Here is a 16161-nt window from a genome sequence, read left to right as displayed (position 1 = left end):
AGCCGCCCCGTGTCGAACCTGAGTTAGCTTGAATAAAGCTCTGAGCTGCCAAAACGCATGATGTGCGCGCGCCCAAGGCCAAGCTTGTAAAAGTCGATGTTGAAGTCTTCGACGAGCTCTTTGCCATCCCAGCTAAAGGCCCTCAGATACTGCACGTCATCATCACCTTTTTTGTCCCAGTTGGCTAGTAGAGAGGAGGTGAAGTATACGCGTTTGCCATCCCAGCTCTGGCTGACCATGTTGACCTGTCGGTCGATGGTTTTCTCGTAAATCTGGAAAGGTTTATGCGGGTTGGAAATGTCAAAGAGGCGGGTCTTGCCATCCATGAAACTGTTGACCCAAAGCGTCTGGTCGTCAGCAGCAATGGAAATGTCGACGGGTAGTGGAATGTCTGCCGGATTGCCAATGTCCGCCACATCCTTGGCCTGCCATTCGCCGTCCTCGTCCTCGTAGATCAACCAGAGTTTGGAGGTCAGCGCTGTGGTCGAGAAGGCATAGTTTGCGTTCGGTCCCCACGGGAAACGGATCTCCAATGGAGCTCCCGGCACATTGAACACTTTGCGTGGCTGGCGTGTATGCAAGTCCCACTGCACGATGGTGTTCCCGAACCGCTTCATGGCATCAGCATCCTGCAGCATCTGACCAAAGTCCATCATATAGTTGGACCAGCCAGTGAAGGAGGAGGTCAGCATGACGTTCTTGCGGATCAGCGCTCGGATATCATACCCATACCCGTCGGCAACCGCATCCCCAACGGCAACGGCTCCTTGCATGTTGGCAGTCGTCGGCATCCAGTAGGTCGCCACATAGTCGCCAGCATCATTGTACTCTACCAGTGCGGTACGCCCACCATGATCATCATCATTGGAAAGTCCGGTGATCATCATACTGCCGGGCAGGGCGAAGAAGGTATGTGGGCCAACAACACCGCCAGAATCCTTGACGAACGTCTCTATGGTTTTGTGCAGGGTCGGTTTTGAAGGATCTGTGTGCACATCGAAGATAAAGATGCGGTTGGTGTCTAGCCCACCTGTCCAGAAGTAACGGCGGTCCGCTGAAAACCCTCCGTGATGCGCTTCATTGCGCCCACCAACGGACAGGCTGTTGATCACCTGACCACGCGTTGGCGAGTCCGGGCGCAAGTCAACCGTGACCAGTTTATCTTGCTCATCGCCCATGCCTTCCACGCCCAGTGTCCAGACATAAACGAACTCTTCCTGACCTGTAATCTTAGGCATGTACGGAGACTGGCAGGTCTCATCCGCAAAGGCTCTGAATGGAGCCGTCATGGCCGCAGAAGCTGCAACCAACGCAACAAATTCCCGTCTATTCATAATATCCTCCCCAAAATCAATAAATGAGTATTCCGTTGTGCCTCCGGTTAGTTTGCAAGAGCTTCTGAATGCACTCTTTCTGCATCTACAATTGAACAATGTTGTATCGCTGCCGCCGCCCGGATGTTCTCTTCCATCAAAATCGGCAGAATACGGCTGTGAAGGTGTGTCTTGATCCGGTTTGTCGGGCCCACAACACCCATACTGAAGATGGAGCCAAGCCGGTCCACATTGATTGGAACGGCAACACTGGTAACACCTTCCTCGATCTCACCATCGCACAGCGCATACCCAGAGCGCCGGACTTGCTCCAACTCCGTCGCGATTTGAGAGGCGTCTGTCAGCGTGTTTGCAGTAAAGCCGTGTGGCTCACCAGTCAGCAACTCCTCGCGCAGCTCCGGCAATATGAAAGCAGCGATGGCTTTGGCTGAGGAGCACGCATGGGCTGGCCTGATGCCAAGTCCTGGATAGATGTAGGGGATTGCTGGATCGCTCGGCGTTTCAATATGAATGAGATCAACACGGCCTCCGCGATAACGGGCCAGAAAGGCTGTCTCGCCAATATCAATGACCAGCCGATGGATCATAGCCATCACAGCTTTGATAACATGAGAATCCGATTTACCGGTCAGGGCGATTTTGACAAAACGGATGCCAAGAACATACCGCTTGCCATCATCCACTTCATCCAGAAAACCACAGTCCAGCAGGGACGAGAGATTCCGATAAATCGTTGCTCGTGGCAGCTTCGTCATCTGCGCAAGATCATTCGCACTGACAGGCTTGGCAGACCCCGCGACAGATTCCAGAAGCTGTATCAATCGTTCCTGCATAGAAATCTCACAATTCGGACGCTTTGAGCGTAATCTGAGAAAACTTTTTGCAGCAACCCATAAGAAATCATGGGTCCAATTCGCCTGAACTGGGTGAGGTGAAAACAGAAGTCATGTGAAACGATGTTTCACTTGCAAGCGGCTTTAACTGGCAGATAAGCTGGAAAAATCTGAGGAGCTAGCCTGTAAGCGTGGGGAGTAATCTGCATGTCATTTCGCTCAGCGATTAAATCCAGAATTGCGGAATACATTACAAGTGAAACCAGATTACGCAGAAAACGTGAGGCTTTTGAGAAGCAGCGAAAACGTCAGAGTCGTCCTCATGAGGTTCATTACTTCCATCATGTGTCTGACCCATACTCACACCTGACCCTTCAAAAGCTATCAGGGTTCCAACAGAGCTACAAAATCAAGCTGACGATCCACCTCATCTCAGGCCCACCTGCATGGGCAACACCAGATCGGGCAGGCTTGGATGCATATGCTCTCAAGGACGCCAACCAGCTCGCCGTGCATTTGGGATTATCTGGGGTCTCTCAAAAAGCGCCCAGTGCGGAACGTATCGCCCAAGCTGAAGCTGCAATGGCAGCTTGCCTCAATGCGGGCATGGATATCGGGAAGCTGCAGGACATCAGTAACGCGTTGTGGTCAAACAACGAAATTGCACCGGTCTCTGAAGTGAATGTAGAAGCTGTAAAGGCGCAGGGAGATGCCTTGCTTGAAAAACTCGGCCATTACCTCGGCGCCACATTCTACTATGGAGGAGAATGGTACTGGGGCGTTGATCGACTCCATTATTTGGAAGAGCGCCTGCAACAGCTCGGCTTAGGGCCAGCGCCTTCCAGTGACCGAAAAAACGGTCCGGATCAAGCGTGAGTGATGCCAGGATTTCCTGCAATGAAATAGATCTCTTCCTATCTTTCCGAAGCCCATATTCTTATCTCGCCTTCAACAGAACATGCGAACTCAGCGATCGGTTGGGAGTCAAACTTAACATTCGCCCCGTACTGCCCATGGTCATGCGTGGCCTGCCAGTACCACCGGCCAAGCGAAAGTACATCCTCATGGATGCTGCTCGCGAAGCCCGCTACCACGGCATCCCGTTTGGTCGAATTTGTGATCCTCTAGGACGCCCGATCGAACGTGGCTACTCTCTGCTGCAGTATGCGGAAGAAGAGGGACGCCTCAGAGAATACTGCAGTGCCTTCATGACAAGTGTTTGGTCCAAAGGAGTTGATGCGGGCACCGACATGGGATTGGCGAAGATTGTAGAAACAGCTGGACTGGATTGGAGCAAGGCCCGCATCATTGTCGACAACGATGACTGGCGTGTGCAGGTAGAAAAGAACCGGGAAGATCTGACAGCTCTCGGTCTCTGGGGCGTGCCGAGCTATCGTGTCGGTACCGCCGCAATCTGGGGGCAAGATCGCCTGTGGGCTGTCGAGGCCGCTTTGCAGCACACCACGACACCCATCGTTAGCTGACAGCCTTAACCCAGATAATCCTTAAACGCATTGATGCGCACGGCAAGATCTCGTGGATTTGCAGAATGTTGGCTCAGCTTGGCAAGCAGCTCTACAACCGTCTCACAGCGTGTGCGTAGTGCTTTGTCTTCCGCTGTAGGCTCGTAGCATCTAGCTTCTCATTTTCCTGCAAAGCTGAAACAGCATGCTCCGTCCGTGCAATCGCTTGCGCCAATACCTTATCCAGGATGACCTGTGCACGACCTTCATACTCTTTCTGGTCAGTCATGTTGGAAAGGTGAGGGCACATGAAGGTGATGTCCTCAGCAATCGCACTCTTCATGGCAAATGAAACACGCTTCAAGGCTTTGGAAACCACCGGAGGCATGCGCCCCACAGAGATATCATATCCCGCCATCAACAGTGAGTTCGGCAGGTTTTCAGAGTACTGCATCAACGCAAGATAAAAGAAACCTGAGCACTGGAACAAATCAATCGCAGCACCTTGCACCGCATCGCTTTTCTCGCTCTCACCGTTCAGCAGGACAGTCAGCTCACTCAGCGCATTAAAGCGCTCTTCAATAAGCTTCCGCGCTTCATCCAACCCATTCGCAAACGCTTTGGGAGATCCACTTGCCATTGGCAAAAGCGGGCTGGAAGTATCAAAAAGATCAGCCAGCGTTCTGGCAGCGATTTCGACTTGTTCAGACAAAGTGCGTTTCCTGATCGTAAGAGCGAAGCATGCCGCTTCCTACCCCACGATCAACGGCTGATGCAATGCGCAACATCGCACAGGTGCTCAGGTTCGCTGAGTAACGCACTGATAAATCGACCCCCCAAAATGAAAACGCCTCCATGATCATTCTCAGGAAGATCGTGGAGGCATCTCTCAAAACTCAAAGCTCACGGAGCAATCACTTATAATAGCCATACCCGTAGGAAGCCTGATGCTTGTTGAGCCGTGCTTTGCTGACATCAAAGTTGTTCAACACCACACCAAGCGTCTTACCCGGAGTCTGATCAAGCAACTCCTTTGCCTGCTCAACAAGTCCACCATCCGTATGGTTCCACGAAGCAACCAAAATAGTGCCATCGACAACATGAGACAGTACGCGGCTATCAATCAGTGGAATGACGGGCGGGCTATCAATCACAATGAGGTCAAAGCTCTTACGAGCACCTTCCAAAAGCGTTTTCATCGCTTGAGAGGACAGAAGCTCAGCTGTCTCCCAAAGTTCACGATGATTTGGAGCTGGAAGCGCGTAAAAGTTTGACCCTTCCTTGTGTTTTACGGCATCCGCAATAGTCACTTTGCCTGTCAGGACATCAGCCAGATTCTTCTCGCTTGAATCTCCCTGAGTCTCGGAGGTCAGCTGTCTGCGCATATCTGCATCAATAAACAACACCCGTTCTCCCGCTTTCGCCGCGTAGTGAGCCAGATTGCGGGAGATCGTAGACTTTCCTTCACCCGGGATCGCTGAGGTGATCAGCAGTGCTTGATAGGATCATCCATCCTCGCAAACTTAACGGAGGATCGCAGAGCACGAATTGACTCAGCGTAGTGGCTCAAAGGGTTCTCAGATGCAAACTGCGCGACCTCAGACCGCGTGGCGTCATCATTGCCGGCAGTTTTTGATCTCACCAAACCTTTGCCAAACAGCCATCCGAAAAATGATCGGAGCGATGAAGTCGACGCATAACCTTCAATCAGCGGCACCTGAGAGAAGAGAGGAAGGCCGAGACGGCGTTCGACATCTCTTTTGGATTTCAGTGTGTTGTCAAACTGCTCGATCAGAAGGGCAAGAGCGGTCCCCAGAATGAGGCCCACAACAGCAGAGACCAGCAGGAAAAGCTTCTTGTTTGGGAAGCTTGCAATGCTTGGAACCTCAGCCGGGCTGAGCACGCGGCTACTGACAGAGTTCATTTTCTCGAACTCTTGTGTTTCTTTCAGTCGTGCAAGGAAGGACTCATATAGAGTTCTATTTGCATGGGCTTCACGGATCAACTCACGCAGGTAAACCTGAGCATGGTTTTCTGAGTTGGTGACATCACGCAGTTGCTCAAGACTGTCGGAAATGGAAGCTTCACGACGTTTAGCAACAGCCAGCTCATTCTGCGCCGTATCAACAATACGCTGGAGCTCTTTCTCGATCTGGTCCCGAAGGTCTTTCAGCTGTGAGCGAACACTGACCACAGATGGATGCTTATGGCTGTATTTCACTGTGAGCGCTGCTTCCTTCCGTTCAACTTCAGAAGCTTTCGCGCGCAGTTGTGTAATAACGGCAGATTGGGCGGCATCGGCAAAGGAAGAAGTGGAACCGCCACGCACCAGCACTTTATCAATCTGATCAACCCGCGCCTGAGCTTCAGCAGTTTTTGTCCGGGCATAGACGAGTTGCTGGTTCAGTGCTGCGATCTGCTTTTCGTTGATAGTACCGCCACCAGCAACCTGAAGGTTGAACTCGTTTCTGAACTGTTCAACAGCCTGTTCCGAGCTGCGAACCTTAACACCTAGCTCGGACAAACGAATGCTAAGCCATTCACTGGCCTGACGAATGGCATCGTATTTGGTAGCAAGACGATCCGCTAGATAAGCCTCAGCAAACGCGTTAGCAAGCTGAGCAGCCATCTCAGGAGAATGTGCCCGGTAGGAAAGATCAACCACGGTTGTATTACGGTTCAAAGTCACGTGAAGGCCATCAAGCACACGCTGCTCAAGGCTGACCGTAGCTGGCGGCTCACCTGTCACTTTCGTAAAGACTTCCGACAACAAAGAAGGCTTTGATTGAAAAGCTGGCGAGTTCTCAAGATCGTTTTCTGCAATCACGCGTTTGGCAACCGCATTCGATCCGATAATCTCGATCTGGCTTTGCAGCAACTTGTTGTCAGAGCCAAAGCCGCTAAGAACAGCTTTCACGTCAACCACATTAGATGCACGCGTTTCGATGTAAACGGAGGTTACAGCCGTATATTTAGGCGCTGCAAGAAACGCAAAGGTGAGGCCGAGCACTGTCACAAACCCGGTAACACCAAGGATCAGTGACCAATACTTGCGTACATACTGAAAGGCCAGGCGAAGATTGATAATATCTTCTGTCGGGGCATTCGATGCCAGGGAGTTTTGCATGACTCTCAATACTCTACTTTTGCGGTTATCCCTATCAGATGCCGGTCGTAGCTGTTGTCAGCTTCAGATGACTTGCGTGTTTCAAAGTCATAGTAGGCACCGAATTTCAGGTTGCGATTGATAAGATGTTTTGCTTCCAGTCGTGCACGGAAGGTGTTGTCGCGACGATCCGAGCCGGTGTAGTTTTCACGATTGAAAGAAAGAAGCGGTGAAAGGATGAGGTTGCGACGGAGTTCGTAATCCAATGACAGCCTGGCATTCGAAGTGAGCTTGCTAACCTGTCCATCAAGTGAGCTTTCTTCGACGGCTTGTCGCCCTTTGACTTTTACAACCAAAAGCGGAGAGGGCATCCATTGCATGTCCACATTGAAGGAGTAGGTGGAGATATCTCCGCGGCTACCCAACTGATAATTTTGATTGAGATACCCAATACCTGCAGCGCCATGGAAGTTGCCGCGTTTATCAACTTCCAGCCCTGCCAGAACCTCAAAGCCGCTTGAATCTCGATTATCTTCCCCAGAAGCTTTCCAATTGCGTGCGTTGTATTCCGCACTCACAAAGGTACTCAGTCCAGGCGAGAAAGCGTAGTTCACTTTGCCAATCAGACTATATCGCGTGCCATCGCGCGTATCCTGATCGATGATGCTGCCGTCTCTTGCTTCAACGTCATGATAGTTAAAGTGACTGACTGTACCTCCGCCGATGAACCTCAGACGATTGAAAACTTTGGATATACGAGCCGTCGCAGAGTAAGCTTCCCGTCGAATGCCGTGTTTGGCATCCGAAGACGTATCGGCTTCACCCAGTTCATACTGTCTTGCTTCCATGCCAGCGCCCAGATCCAGCGTAAAGTCTCTGAGAACTTCCAATCTCGCGCCTGTAGAAACGCGGCCAGACAAGGTGGAGGCGTTCGGTTTTGAAAAAGCATGCTTTTTCTGGCCTGATAGGTTTACACGAAACCGATGACGAGAGATCTCTGAGCTAATGGACAGTGAAGGAGCAAATAGACCAACCATGCTACTATCTGCAGACCTTCTGGTCTTATAGAGATTGCTGTCAAAGTAGAGGCCGGAGGTGAGGGAGGGCATGAAAATCCAGTTGGCGTGCCGAATGCCTTTGGCGTTGTACTCTGGATGAGACTTAAGGCCGTATCCTCCGGCGTTTTGCAGCAAAGCCTCCGAAAGATCCGAAGCGGTTGCTGTCTCGAAAGCAGAACCGGCCATGCAAGTTGCCAAAATGAACTTTAAGCTGCGCATTGGGAGAAACTCATTTTCCGTGACTATTTCAAACTCTGTGTCAAAAGGGAGGAACGCAGTCTTGACTGTCGTGCTCAGGAAATTTCATGCAAGAGAGGTGCTGAGGGACTTGAGAACTTCGAAAATGGTTTGCTGCCATCTACACAATGTGCAGTGGCAGCATCTCTCGGTTTTCGAACAGCTCTGCTTCAGCTCATGCGTCGAAGCCTAGTCCTTTTGCTGCACTGAGAGTTGGCTTCCCCGAAACTCTGGCATGGTTGCATGCCCCGCTGCGCTGATGCCTTCACGCTTTAGAACGATGACCATAGTCATGAAGATGATTTTCATATCGAGCCAGAAGCTCTTGTTCTCCACGTACCAGACATCCAGTTCAAAGCGAGAATCCCAGTCGATGCTGTTGCGCCCATTCACTTGAGCCCAACCGGTGATGCCTGGCTTCACAAAATGACGCATCATCTGACGCTTGGAGTAATGCTTCAGAAAACCAGCATGCTGTGGGCGGGGACCAACAACAGACATCTCACCCTTGAGAACATTCAGGAAGCCTGGCAACTCATCGACACTTGTCGCACGCAAAATGCGTCCAAATGTTGTGAGGCGTTGATCGTCTGGCAGAAGGTTTCCATGTGCATCGCGCGCATCGGACATGCTGCGAAACTTGTAGATCTGGAACACGTCGCCGTTCAGCCCGGCACGGTCTTGCTTGAAGATAATAGGGCTTCCGAGTCTCGTGCGCACCAAAATAGCTGCGATAATCATCAGAGGTGATACAAGCAGCAAGACAGCAAAACTAAAGACTATATCGAATATTCTAATCATGGTGCATTTCAACTACTGTCACTCACGGCGCGAATTACTTCACTCCGTCATGGTCTCAATTTGAGCAAGCCCCCAACACCCTCAGAAGAGCCACCTCACGAACAGGTTGCGATTTAACGCAACAGAAATCCTATGTGGCAGTTGTATTGATTAGATTTTTCATAGAAATCTCACCAATGCCAATCTGATTTCAGTTGGGCTAGGTATTTGATTCCAAGTAATAAAGTCAACGAAATAAATATAGATAGTCACATAACTTAATTTATAAAACTACATATAATAGTTTAACTATCTTAATATGGGATTCTATAAATATTTTAACTAATATATACTTTAATGAAAGGGCGTATTGTTTCATTAAAATTCACTAAAATTCTTTATATCTATAACTGGCTATTATTGGCTGATTTCAGCCAATAATAGCTCTGAAAAATTTGATTTCTCAATTTGATTTCAGAGGGGGGGAGGACTACGCAATTGAAGTTTTGATTAGTGTATAGTTATATGTAGTTAACTTAATCTGGTATGGTTGATTGTATTTATCGGCGTGTAATTGAATATAATTATAATGAAATAGTAATGGCAATTTATTAAGTTAGATATCAATTCCAATAATCCTCATAATACTTATTGTTTTTGCTTTATTGGATTGACTTGCTTGTGTGTGTCGAAATATTACCCTTCAGGTTGCTATGAATGTTAGATGATCACTGGGGTAAGTGAGTAAAAGTTTAAACTAAAGGCAACAATAGCGGAGGCTGTTCACCAGTCTCATTTGGATCATGTCTCATTGCTGTGAGAGAGGCCGTTGGCTTGAGAGAGTGCGGTATTATAGCAATTGAGTTCGATCACCATATCTAGTTTACTTGATCGACCAAGACACATGCGAATACTTCTTGTTGCTAATAGTAGCTTTAAACTAATCAACTTCCGGCGTTCTTTACTTCAACAACTACAGCGAGAAGGGCATGAGCTTATCGCTGCCACTCCGCGTGATGAGTACACGCCTGAATTTCAAAAAATGGGAGTGACCTATGTTGAGCTTCCTATGGATGCCACAGGGACTTCTGTTGTTGCAGAGCTAAAGTTGTTGCTGCGGATTTTTGAAATTACAAGAAGGCATAAGCCTGATGCTGCGCTTGGCTTCACGATTAAGCCGAACATCTATGGCGCAATGTCTTCTCGTTTGCTTGGTGTGCCATTCATTCCCAATATCACAGGAATGGGTAGTGTTTTTGATCGTGATGACTTGTTCGCGCGTCTGATCAAGACACTTTACAAAACGGCCTTCCGGCGCTGTCCCCGTGTTTTCCTTCAAAACCCTGAGGACTTGGCTTACTTCGTAAGAAGCGGCCTCATTACAAAACAACAAGCATGCTTGTTACCCGGTTCAGGTGTGGATCTCACAAACTTCCAGATCACAGCATTGCCTGGCGCTGGCAGTCAAAGAACGTTCACTCTTGTCGCTAGAATGTTGAAAGAGAAGGGGGTCTTGGAGTTTGTTGAAGCTGCACGTGCGTTAGCTCCCAACTTTCCAGATGCCCGTTTCGTCCTGCTAGGCCCGTCAGGCTCCGGAAAGGCAGGCGGATTAGATGAAGCTGACATAAAGAGGCTAACAGCCGATGGTGTAGTTGAGTATCGCGGGCCGGTTAAAGATGTACGACCTGTTGTGGCCGACGCAGATTGTGTGGTGCTGCCATCCTATTATCGGGAAGGTACTCCCAGGTCATTGCTTGAAGCTGCCGCGATGGGGCGCCCGATCATTACCACAACCATGCCGGGATGTAAGGATGTGGTCGATGAAGGGCAAAACGGTTTTCTTTGTAAGCCAAGAAGCGGCCAATCAATCGAAACCGCCATGCGGCAATTTCTTCTGATGAGTGAAGCCGCAGTGAATGAAATGGGCACGGCCTCACGAAGAAAGGCTGAGCAAACGTTCGATGAGCGGATCGTTATCAATCACTACACCTCGGTTCTGCAGCAAGCCTCATAAGGCAGTCTGAACTGAATAGGGTCAGATCACATAGAAAACTCGTAGAGTTACTCTTCACAGGATGCGTAGATCGCACGTTCGATGATCTCTTCAGTGAAGAGGGGTGGGACAAAAGAAAAGGGAAATGGTGTGAAGCAAAAATGGCTCAATGGCTTAACAAGTCTCTTCATCCTCGGTCTCTTGCAGGGCTGCGCTTCAGGTGAGTTTGCAGGGCAGGAAGCGCAAAACCAGATAACTTCTGACCGCATCTTTTCTCAGCCCGAAGCTTATCGCCTTGGCCCGAGTGACAAGCTCCGCGTTATGGTGTTTGGGGAGCCCGACCTGTCAGGTGAGTTTGTGGTTGATGATCAGGGCAAACTCGATCTGCCACTCATTGGCGATATTTCAGCCAACAACAGCAGTGTGAAAGAGCTGGAGAGCCGCATCGTAGCCGCCCTTAAGGATGGTTATCTCAAGGAGCCGCGCGTAAGCTTGGAAGTGCTGAGTTCCCGTCCGTTCTTTATCCAGGGTGAGGTGGCTCGCCCGGGTGAATACTCCTACAAAAATGGATTAACCCTGCAAGATGCAATTGCTGTTGCTGGCGGCTACTCCTACCGCGCAAATACATCGAGCATTTTCATCCGTCCGGTGGGAAGCAATTACGAGGTTCCCGTAAAGCTAACGGGTGCCCGCCTTTACCTGCGTCCGGGTGATAGCATCCGCATTCCAGAGAGATACTTCTAGTTTCGTGCAAGCTTCAGTGAACTATCAGAAAAGCCGTAAAGGGATGCATCTATGATTTCGCGTCTGCTCAGACATGCTGCCGGCATTAAAGTACTCGTTCTTAAAGGAACTGAGGCACTGGCAGGCGCGGCCATGACGATCTATCTGGCGCGTATTCTTGGGCCCGCAGAGTTTGGCGTGTTCGCCTTTGGTTTGGCAACAATCATGTTATTGGCGATTCCGATCAAGAATGGCGCTTCAACATTGATCACCAAACACGTGGCGATCGCTCGGGAAGGGAATGGGGCAGCGCAAGCCTCACCACTTTTGAAGACAGGCATACGCCTATCATTGATCTACGCATCTGCAATCATCATGGCTCTTTGGGGGGCCGTGATGATGAGCGATAGTGAGAACGTGTTTATTGCGAGCGTTGCGGTATTCTCTTTGGTGCTGCCACTCCTGTGTGTGACAGGCCTGATGGAGGGTGTTCTACGCGGCAGCTTTCGCCCAAATGCAGCTATCCTTGTCGGCACTGTTCTCGTGCCGCTCTTGGTACTCGTCGTTGCGTTTCTTTTAACAGAGCAAATGCGCGCTGAGGGATGGGCCTACGCTGTATATATTTACATCGGAGCCGGTGCAGCAATTACTATTTTGAGCATCACACTCACATGGCCTTACCTTCGCTCACTGTTCTCTCAACACGACGGTTCATCAATGAATGGCACCGAATGGCTTAGCCTCGTCGCACCATTCGCCATTGTAACCGGGCTTCTCATCTTCAATCGTCAAATCGACACCATCCTTCTGGGAACGCTTGCTGGCGAAAAGGAAGCCGGTATCTACCGAATAGCAGCTCAAGCCTCAGTGCTCGTCACATTTGGAATGCAGGCTATTGGCCATCTGTATGCACCATACCTCGCAACAGCAGATAAAACCGCAGCATCATCCAAAATCTCAGGTTACCTGCGCAAAAGCGTATTGTTCTCAGTCGCATTTGGCGGGCTTGCATTGATCTCACTGGCGCTGTGGGGGGATGAGGTCATCAGGCAATTGGCTGGTCCAGAATATCTGGAAGCCTATCCGGTCATGCTCGTCCTGTGCACCGCTAATCTTGCCGTCGCTGTAAATGGTGCAACCATGCAGGCGCTTTACATGCAGGGGCATCAGAAACGAACGGCCTGGATCTTCTTTGCTGCCGGTGTTCTGTCAGTCATCGCAAATGCCTCACTGATCCCGTACCTGGGCATCAACGGTGCTGCAATTGCAACCTCAACCGCCATTGTCACGTGGTCCCTCGGGCTCCGCTGGTTAGCCTGCGATGTCTGGCAACTATCCTTTCTTACACTTTCACCACGCCTTCAGGAGCAAAAACCATGAAGTTACAAAACTTCCTCCCAACCGGACATTTCTGGGACAACGCTCTGTCAATTCTAAATGCACGCAAGCGTTTGGGATATTTTCCAAACCCACGTAATCCGCGTAGCTTCAACGAGCACATCCTCGCGCAGAAATGGGCGTTCAAAGGTGATCTGTCATTGGCAAGTCGGGTAACCGATAAAGCCGAAGTAAAAAACTGGCTGACTGAAATCGGTATGGAGCACTTGATTGTTCCAACTCTGGGTGTCTTCGAAAATACGTGGGAAATAGACGCATTCCACTTTGCAGGAGAACTGATTGCCAAGTCCACTCATGGAAGCGGTAAAGCAGTGATCCGGACTGCTCAAAATGGCAGAGCGTTCTCCATGGAAGATATGGAAGTGTTTCGCACTTGGTTCACTGAAGATTACTACAAGCGAAGCCGCGAGCCGAACTACAAAGGTCTACGCAAACGCATTATTGTAGAGCCTGTACTGCGTGATGAGACAGGTGGTCTCCCAAAGGACTACAAGTTCTTCTGTGCTGATGGGGAACCATTCGTGATCCAGGTTGATCATGGCCGTCACACACGTCATACCCGTCAGCTCTATGATGCCAATTGGCAGCTGCTCCCATACTCAACCATTTATGAGCGTGATCCAGCTCCAATGCCAAGACCAGCTTTGCTGGATGAAGCGTTGGCAACAGCTCGCCAGCTGTCAAAAGGTTTCGGACTTGTCCGTGTTGATTTTTACTTCATTCCATCAGGTCTCAAACTGGGCGAAATGACCTTTTTCCCCGAAAATGGAGCAGGACGGTTCTCTCCAGCAGAGGGTGATCTGCAAATGGGCCAGCAGTTCGTGAAAGCGAGCCAAACTGGAGACATGCATATAGGATCATTTGAGCAAAGGGCCTAGTACCTATGTGGCCGTATGTCATCATCAGTGGGGTTGTTTACTCTGGCAGCATTCTCTCAGTTCTTGACAGGCGTACGTCTGTCCTGAGCTGGACCGTGCTTGCATCCTTTGCCATCGCACTAAGCGCCTTTATTGGTTTTCGTTTTGAAGTTGGAAAAGACTGGATTCAGTACAACTACATCTTCAAGCTGATAACCGAGCTGCCCTTTGTCGAAGCGATGGACTTCACTGATGTTGGATACAGTTTTATAAACTGGCTTGCCTTTCAATTAGGCTTTGGCATCTCAGCGGTCTTTTTCTTTTGCGCAGTCGTCCTTGTTGTCGGGCTGATGATGTTCGCTGCGCTAACACCCTATCCCTGGCTGGCCATGGCCATTGCGATGCCCCATATCGTAACGATCATGGCCATGGATCACATACGGCAAACAACGACGCTCGGCTTCATCTTGATTGGTCTTGCTCTTCTGGCTCGTGACCGGGTTTGGGCGTTTATGGGTTGCATCGTGTTAGGCGCTCTGTTCCATCGCACTGGCATCATGTGTCTCGTTTTTGGATTGTTTCTTGTCCAAAAAAATCGGTTACTGCTTTATCCAGCCGTGCTTGGCATCAGTGCTATCCTCATGAAGTTCCTGCTGGCAGATCAGATAGGGGTCTACTTCCTGCGTTACGTCGAAACTTCAGCAGGCTCAAGGGGGGCGTTGATCCGGCTGCTTCTGAATGCTCTACCAGCGGTAGGTTTCCTGATCTATGGAAAATACGCAAATCTTCCCGAAAAACTGGATAAGGTGATGCGCGCCATGGCATGGGCTGCTGTGATCTCCCTTATGGTGTTGCCACTGCTACCGTCTGCTGTCATCATTGATCGCATCGGAAAGTACTTCCTCCCGGTTCAAATTCTGTTCTTTCCACTCCTCGTATCTCTGCTCCACGGATACGCACTTCGCTTTATCGCGACATCACTGCTGTGCGCCTATTTATTCCTCACGCAGTTTTATTGGCTCTATACAAGTGAACTGGCGGACTACTGGGTGCCTTATAAAATGACACAGTTTTAAGGACGTCTCCGAAACCAGCAAATAACCCAGTCCAAGCCAGCAAAATCTGTTGCGTCGCAGGTGAGGTGATATAGGTTTCCTCAAAACACTTTGAGCTGATGCTCGGGTTCGGGGAGGATGTTTTATGTTGGATGCGGCTGTTAAGGCTCTGTCGGACGAGCAGCTGGAGGAGCTTACGAAGGTTCGCCAGACGTTGCATATGTCGCCGGAAGCCTCTGGGGAAGAAGAGCAGACGGCGCGGTTTGTGGTGGAGCAGCTGAAGCAGATTGGTGCGGACCGTGTTGTGAGTGGGATTGGCGGTTTTGGTGTTATTGCTGAATACCAAGGGGCTGCTGATGGACCAACGGTGATGATCCGGTGTGAGCTGGATGGCCTGCCGATTGAGGAAATCTCTGAGGTTCCCTATCGCTCGCAAGTTCCGGGTAGGGGCCATCTATGCGGTCATGACGGGCATATGGTGATGGTTCTGGGCGTCGCGCATATGCTGGCAAAATATCCACCGCAAAAGGGCCGTGTGCTGCTCATGTTCCAGCCTGCGGAAGAAACCGGGGCAGGCGCGCCAGCCGTCATTGCGGACCAAAAGTTCGCTGAGTTTCGCCCTGATTTTGCATTCTCATTACATAACCTGCCGGGCCGCCCGATGGGAGAGGTGAGCATATGCCGTGAGTATGCTAACTGTGCCTCTCGCGGCATGCAGATCAACCTGCGTGGCAAGAGCTCTCATGCGGCAGCTCCGGAAGATGGGCTGTCTCCAGCCACCGCAATGGCAACGCTCATGGGAGTGCTGGCTGAACTGGGTGCTGGCGGGGAAATGAACGATCAGTTTGCGCTCAGCACCTTAACCCATGCCCGTTTGGGAGAGCCGACCTTTGGCATAGCGCCGGGCTTTGGCGAGCTGCGCGTCACACTACGCTCCATCAGTGATGCTTTGATGGATGACATGGTCGCGCGGGCAGAGCAAGCTGTTGCGCGTGCAACGAAAGATCTGGAAGTCTCCATTTCCTGGCACGACATCTTTCTGGCTTGCGTCAACCATCCGGAAAGCCGGGATCACATCATCAAAGCGGCTAAGTACAATGGTGCGGCACTGAAGGAACTGGATTTTCCAATGCGATGGTCAGAAGATTTTGGTCGGTTCGGATTGGATGGAGCCAAATCAGCTATGTTCTTTTTGGGCTCAGGCGAAAACCAACCTCAGCTGCATAATCCGGACTATGACTTCCCAGATAAGCTGATCCCAGTCGGAACAGCAATGTTCACCACTTTGATTGACCAGCTGCTTGGATTAAATGATTGATCTTTA

15 protein-coding genes are annotated in these 16161 nt (G+C 50.3%); 8 read left to right on the top strand and 7 right to left on the bottom strand.

All coding sequences use genetic code 11. From position 1 onward, the window contains the following. Positions 1-23 precede the first annotated feature (23 nt). Both mtoX and JCM12308_RS00240 read right to left on the bottom strand, forming a co-directional pair. Complete coding sequence (gene mtoX / locus JCM12308_RS00245; RefSeq protein ID WP_054782508.1) at positions 24-1334, bottom strand: methanethiol oxidase; 1311 nt, start codon at positions 1332-1334, stop codon at positions 24-26. 47 nt (positions 1335-1381) lie between these two features. After that, positions 1382-2167: an IclR family transcriptional regulator gene (locus tag JCM12308_RS00240; RefSeq protein ID WP_054782507.1), complete on the bottom strand. Its 786-nt coding sequence runs from the start codon at positions 2165-2167 to the stop codon at positions 1382-1384. A gap of 207 nt (positions 2168-2374) precedes the next feature. Here JCM12308_RS00240 and JCM12308_RS28575 point away from each other — a divergent pair, with 207 nt between their 5' ends. Together JCM12308_RS28575 and JCM12308_RS28570 are read left to right on the top strand one after the other, a co-directional pair. Continuing rightward, entirely contained in the window at positions 2375-3043 is a 669-nt protein-coding gene (locus JCM12308_RS28575) for a thioredoxin domain-containing protein (protein ID WP_208978113.1), read from the top strand. Continuing rightward, positions 3040-3651, top strand: a complete 612-nt coding sequence (locus tag JCM12308_RS28570; protein WP_208978112.1) for a 2-hydroxychromene-2-carboxylate isomerase — start codon at positions 3040-3042, stop codon at positions 3649-3651. Before JCM12308_RS28575 ends, JCM12308_RS28570 begins: the two co-directional genes overlap by 4 nt. A 91-nt stretch (positions 3652-3742) precedes the next feature. Here JCM12308_RS28570 and JCM12308_RS00230 read toward each other — a convergent pair whose 3' ends face one another. The 5 genes from JCM12308_RS00230 to JCM12308_RS00215 form a co-directional block, all read right to left on the bottom strand. Continuing rightward, entirely contained in the window at positions 3743-4342 is a 600-nt protein-coding gene (locus JCM12308_RS00230) for a hypothetical protein (protein ID WP_208978111.1), read from the bottom strand. A gap of 202 nt (positions 4343-4544) precedes the next feature. Continuing rightward, positions 4545-5069, bottom strand: a complete 525-nt coding sequence (locus JCM12308_RS28565; protein WP_244271804.1) for a CpsD/CapB family tyrosine-protein kinase — start codon at positions 5067-5069, stop codon at positions 4545-4547. A gap of 47 nt (positions 5070-5116) precedes the next feature. Next, entirely contained in the window at positions 5117-6757 is a 1641-nt protein-coding gene (locus JCM12308_RS00225) for a GumC family protein (protein WP_208978110.1), read from the bottom strand. A 5-nt stretch (positions 6758-6762) separates the two neighbouring features. Next, positions 6763-7980 (bottom strand): outer membrane beta-barrel protein, encoded by a 1218-nt coding sequence (locus JCM12308_RS00220; protein ID WP_208608684.1) that lies wholly within the window; start codon positions 7978-7980, stop codon positions 6763-6765. A 240-nt stretch (positions 7981-8220) separates the two neighbouring features. After that, entirely contained in the window at positions 8221-8832 is a 612-nt protein-coding gene (locus tag JCM12308_RS00215; protein WP_008546424.1) for a sugar transferase, read from the bottom strand. Between the two features lie 883 nt (positions 8833-9715). Here JCM12308_RS00215 and JCM12308_RS00210 point away from each other — a divergent pair. From JCM12308_RS00210 to JCM12308_RS00185, 6 genes are all read left to right on the top strand, one after another. Beyond that, positions 9716-10825 (top strand): glycosyltransferase family 4 protein, encoded by a 1110-nt coding sequence (locus JCM12308_RS00210; protein WP_054782505.1) that lies wholly within the window; start codon positions 9716-9718, stop codon positions 10823-10825. Positions 10826-10954: 129 nt separating this feature from the next. Next, positions 10955-11548, top strand: coding sequence for a polysaccharide biosynthesis/export family protein (locus JCM12308_RS00205; RefSeq protein ID WP_208608683.1), 594 nt, complete (start codon positions 10955-10957; stop codon positions 11546-11548). A 51-nt stretch (positions 11549-11599) separates the two neighbouring features. Beyond that, complete coding sequence (locus tag JCM12308_RS00200) at positions 11600-12907, top strand: oligosaccharide flippase family protein (RefSeq protein WP_054782503.1); 1308 nt, start codon at positions 11600-11602, stop codon at positions 12905-12907. After that, entirely contained in the window at positions 12904-13803 is a 900-nt protein-coding gene (locus JCM12308_RS00195; RefSeq protein ID WP_054782502.1) for an ATP-grasp fold amidoligase family protein, read from the top strand. Before JCM12308_RS00200 ends, JCM12308_RS00195 begins: the two co-directional genes overlap by 4 nt. A gap of 95 nt (positions 13804-13898) precedes the next feature. Further along, positions 13899-14858 carry an EpsG family protein gene (locus tag JCM12308_RS00190; RefSeq protein WP_208978109.1) on the top strand — a complete coding sequence of 320 codons (960 nt, stop codon included), beginning with the start codon at positions 13899-13901 and terminating at the stop codon, positions 14856-14858. Positions 14859-14982: 124 nt separating this feature from the next. Further along, positions 14983-16155 carry an amidohydrolase gene (locus tag JCM12308_RS00185; protein WP_054782500.1) on the top strand — a complete coding sequence of 391 codons (1173 nt, stop codon included), beginning with the start codon at positions 14983-14985 and terminating at the stop codon, positions 16153-16155. Positions 16156-16161: the final 6 nt, after the last annotated feature.

The organism is Pseudovibrio denitrificans JCM 12308, assembly GCF_001310815.1.
Lineage (GTDB): Bacteria > Pseudomonadota > Alphaproteobacteria > Rhizobiales > Stappiaceae > Pseudovibrio > Pseudovibrio denitrificans.
Note: the sequence above shows the minus strand (reverse complement) of the source record. Positions and strands in the feature narration are given on the sequence as shown.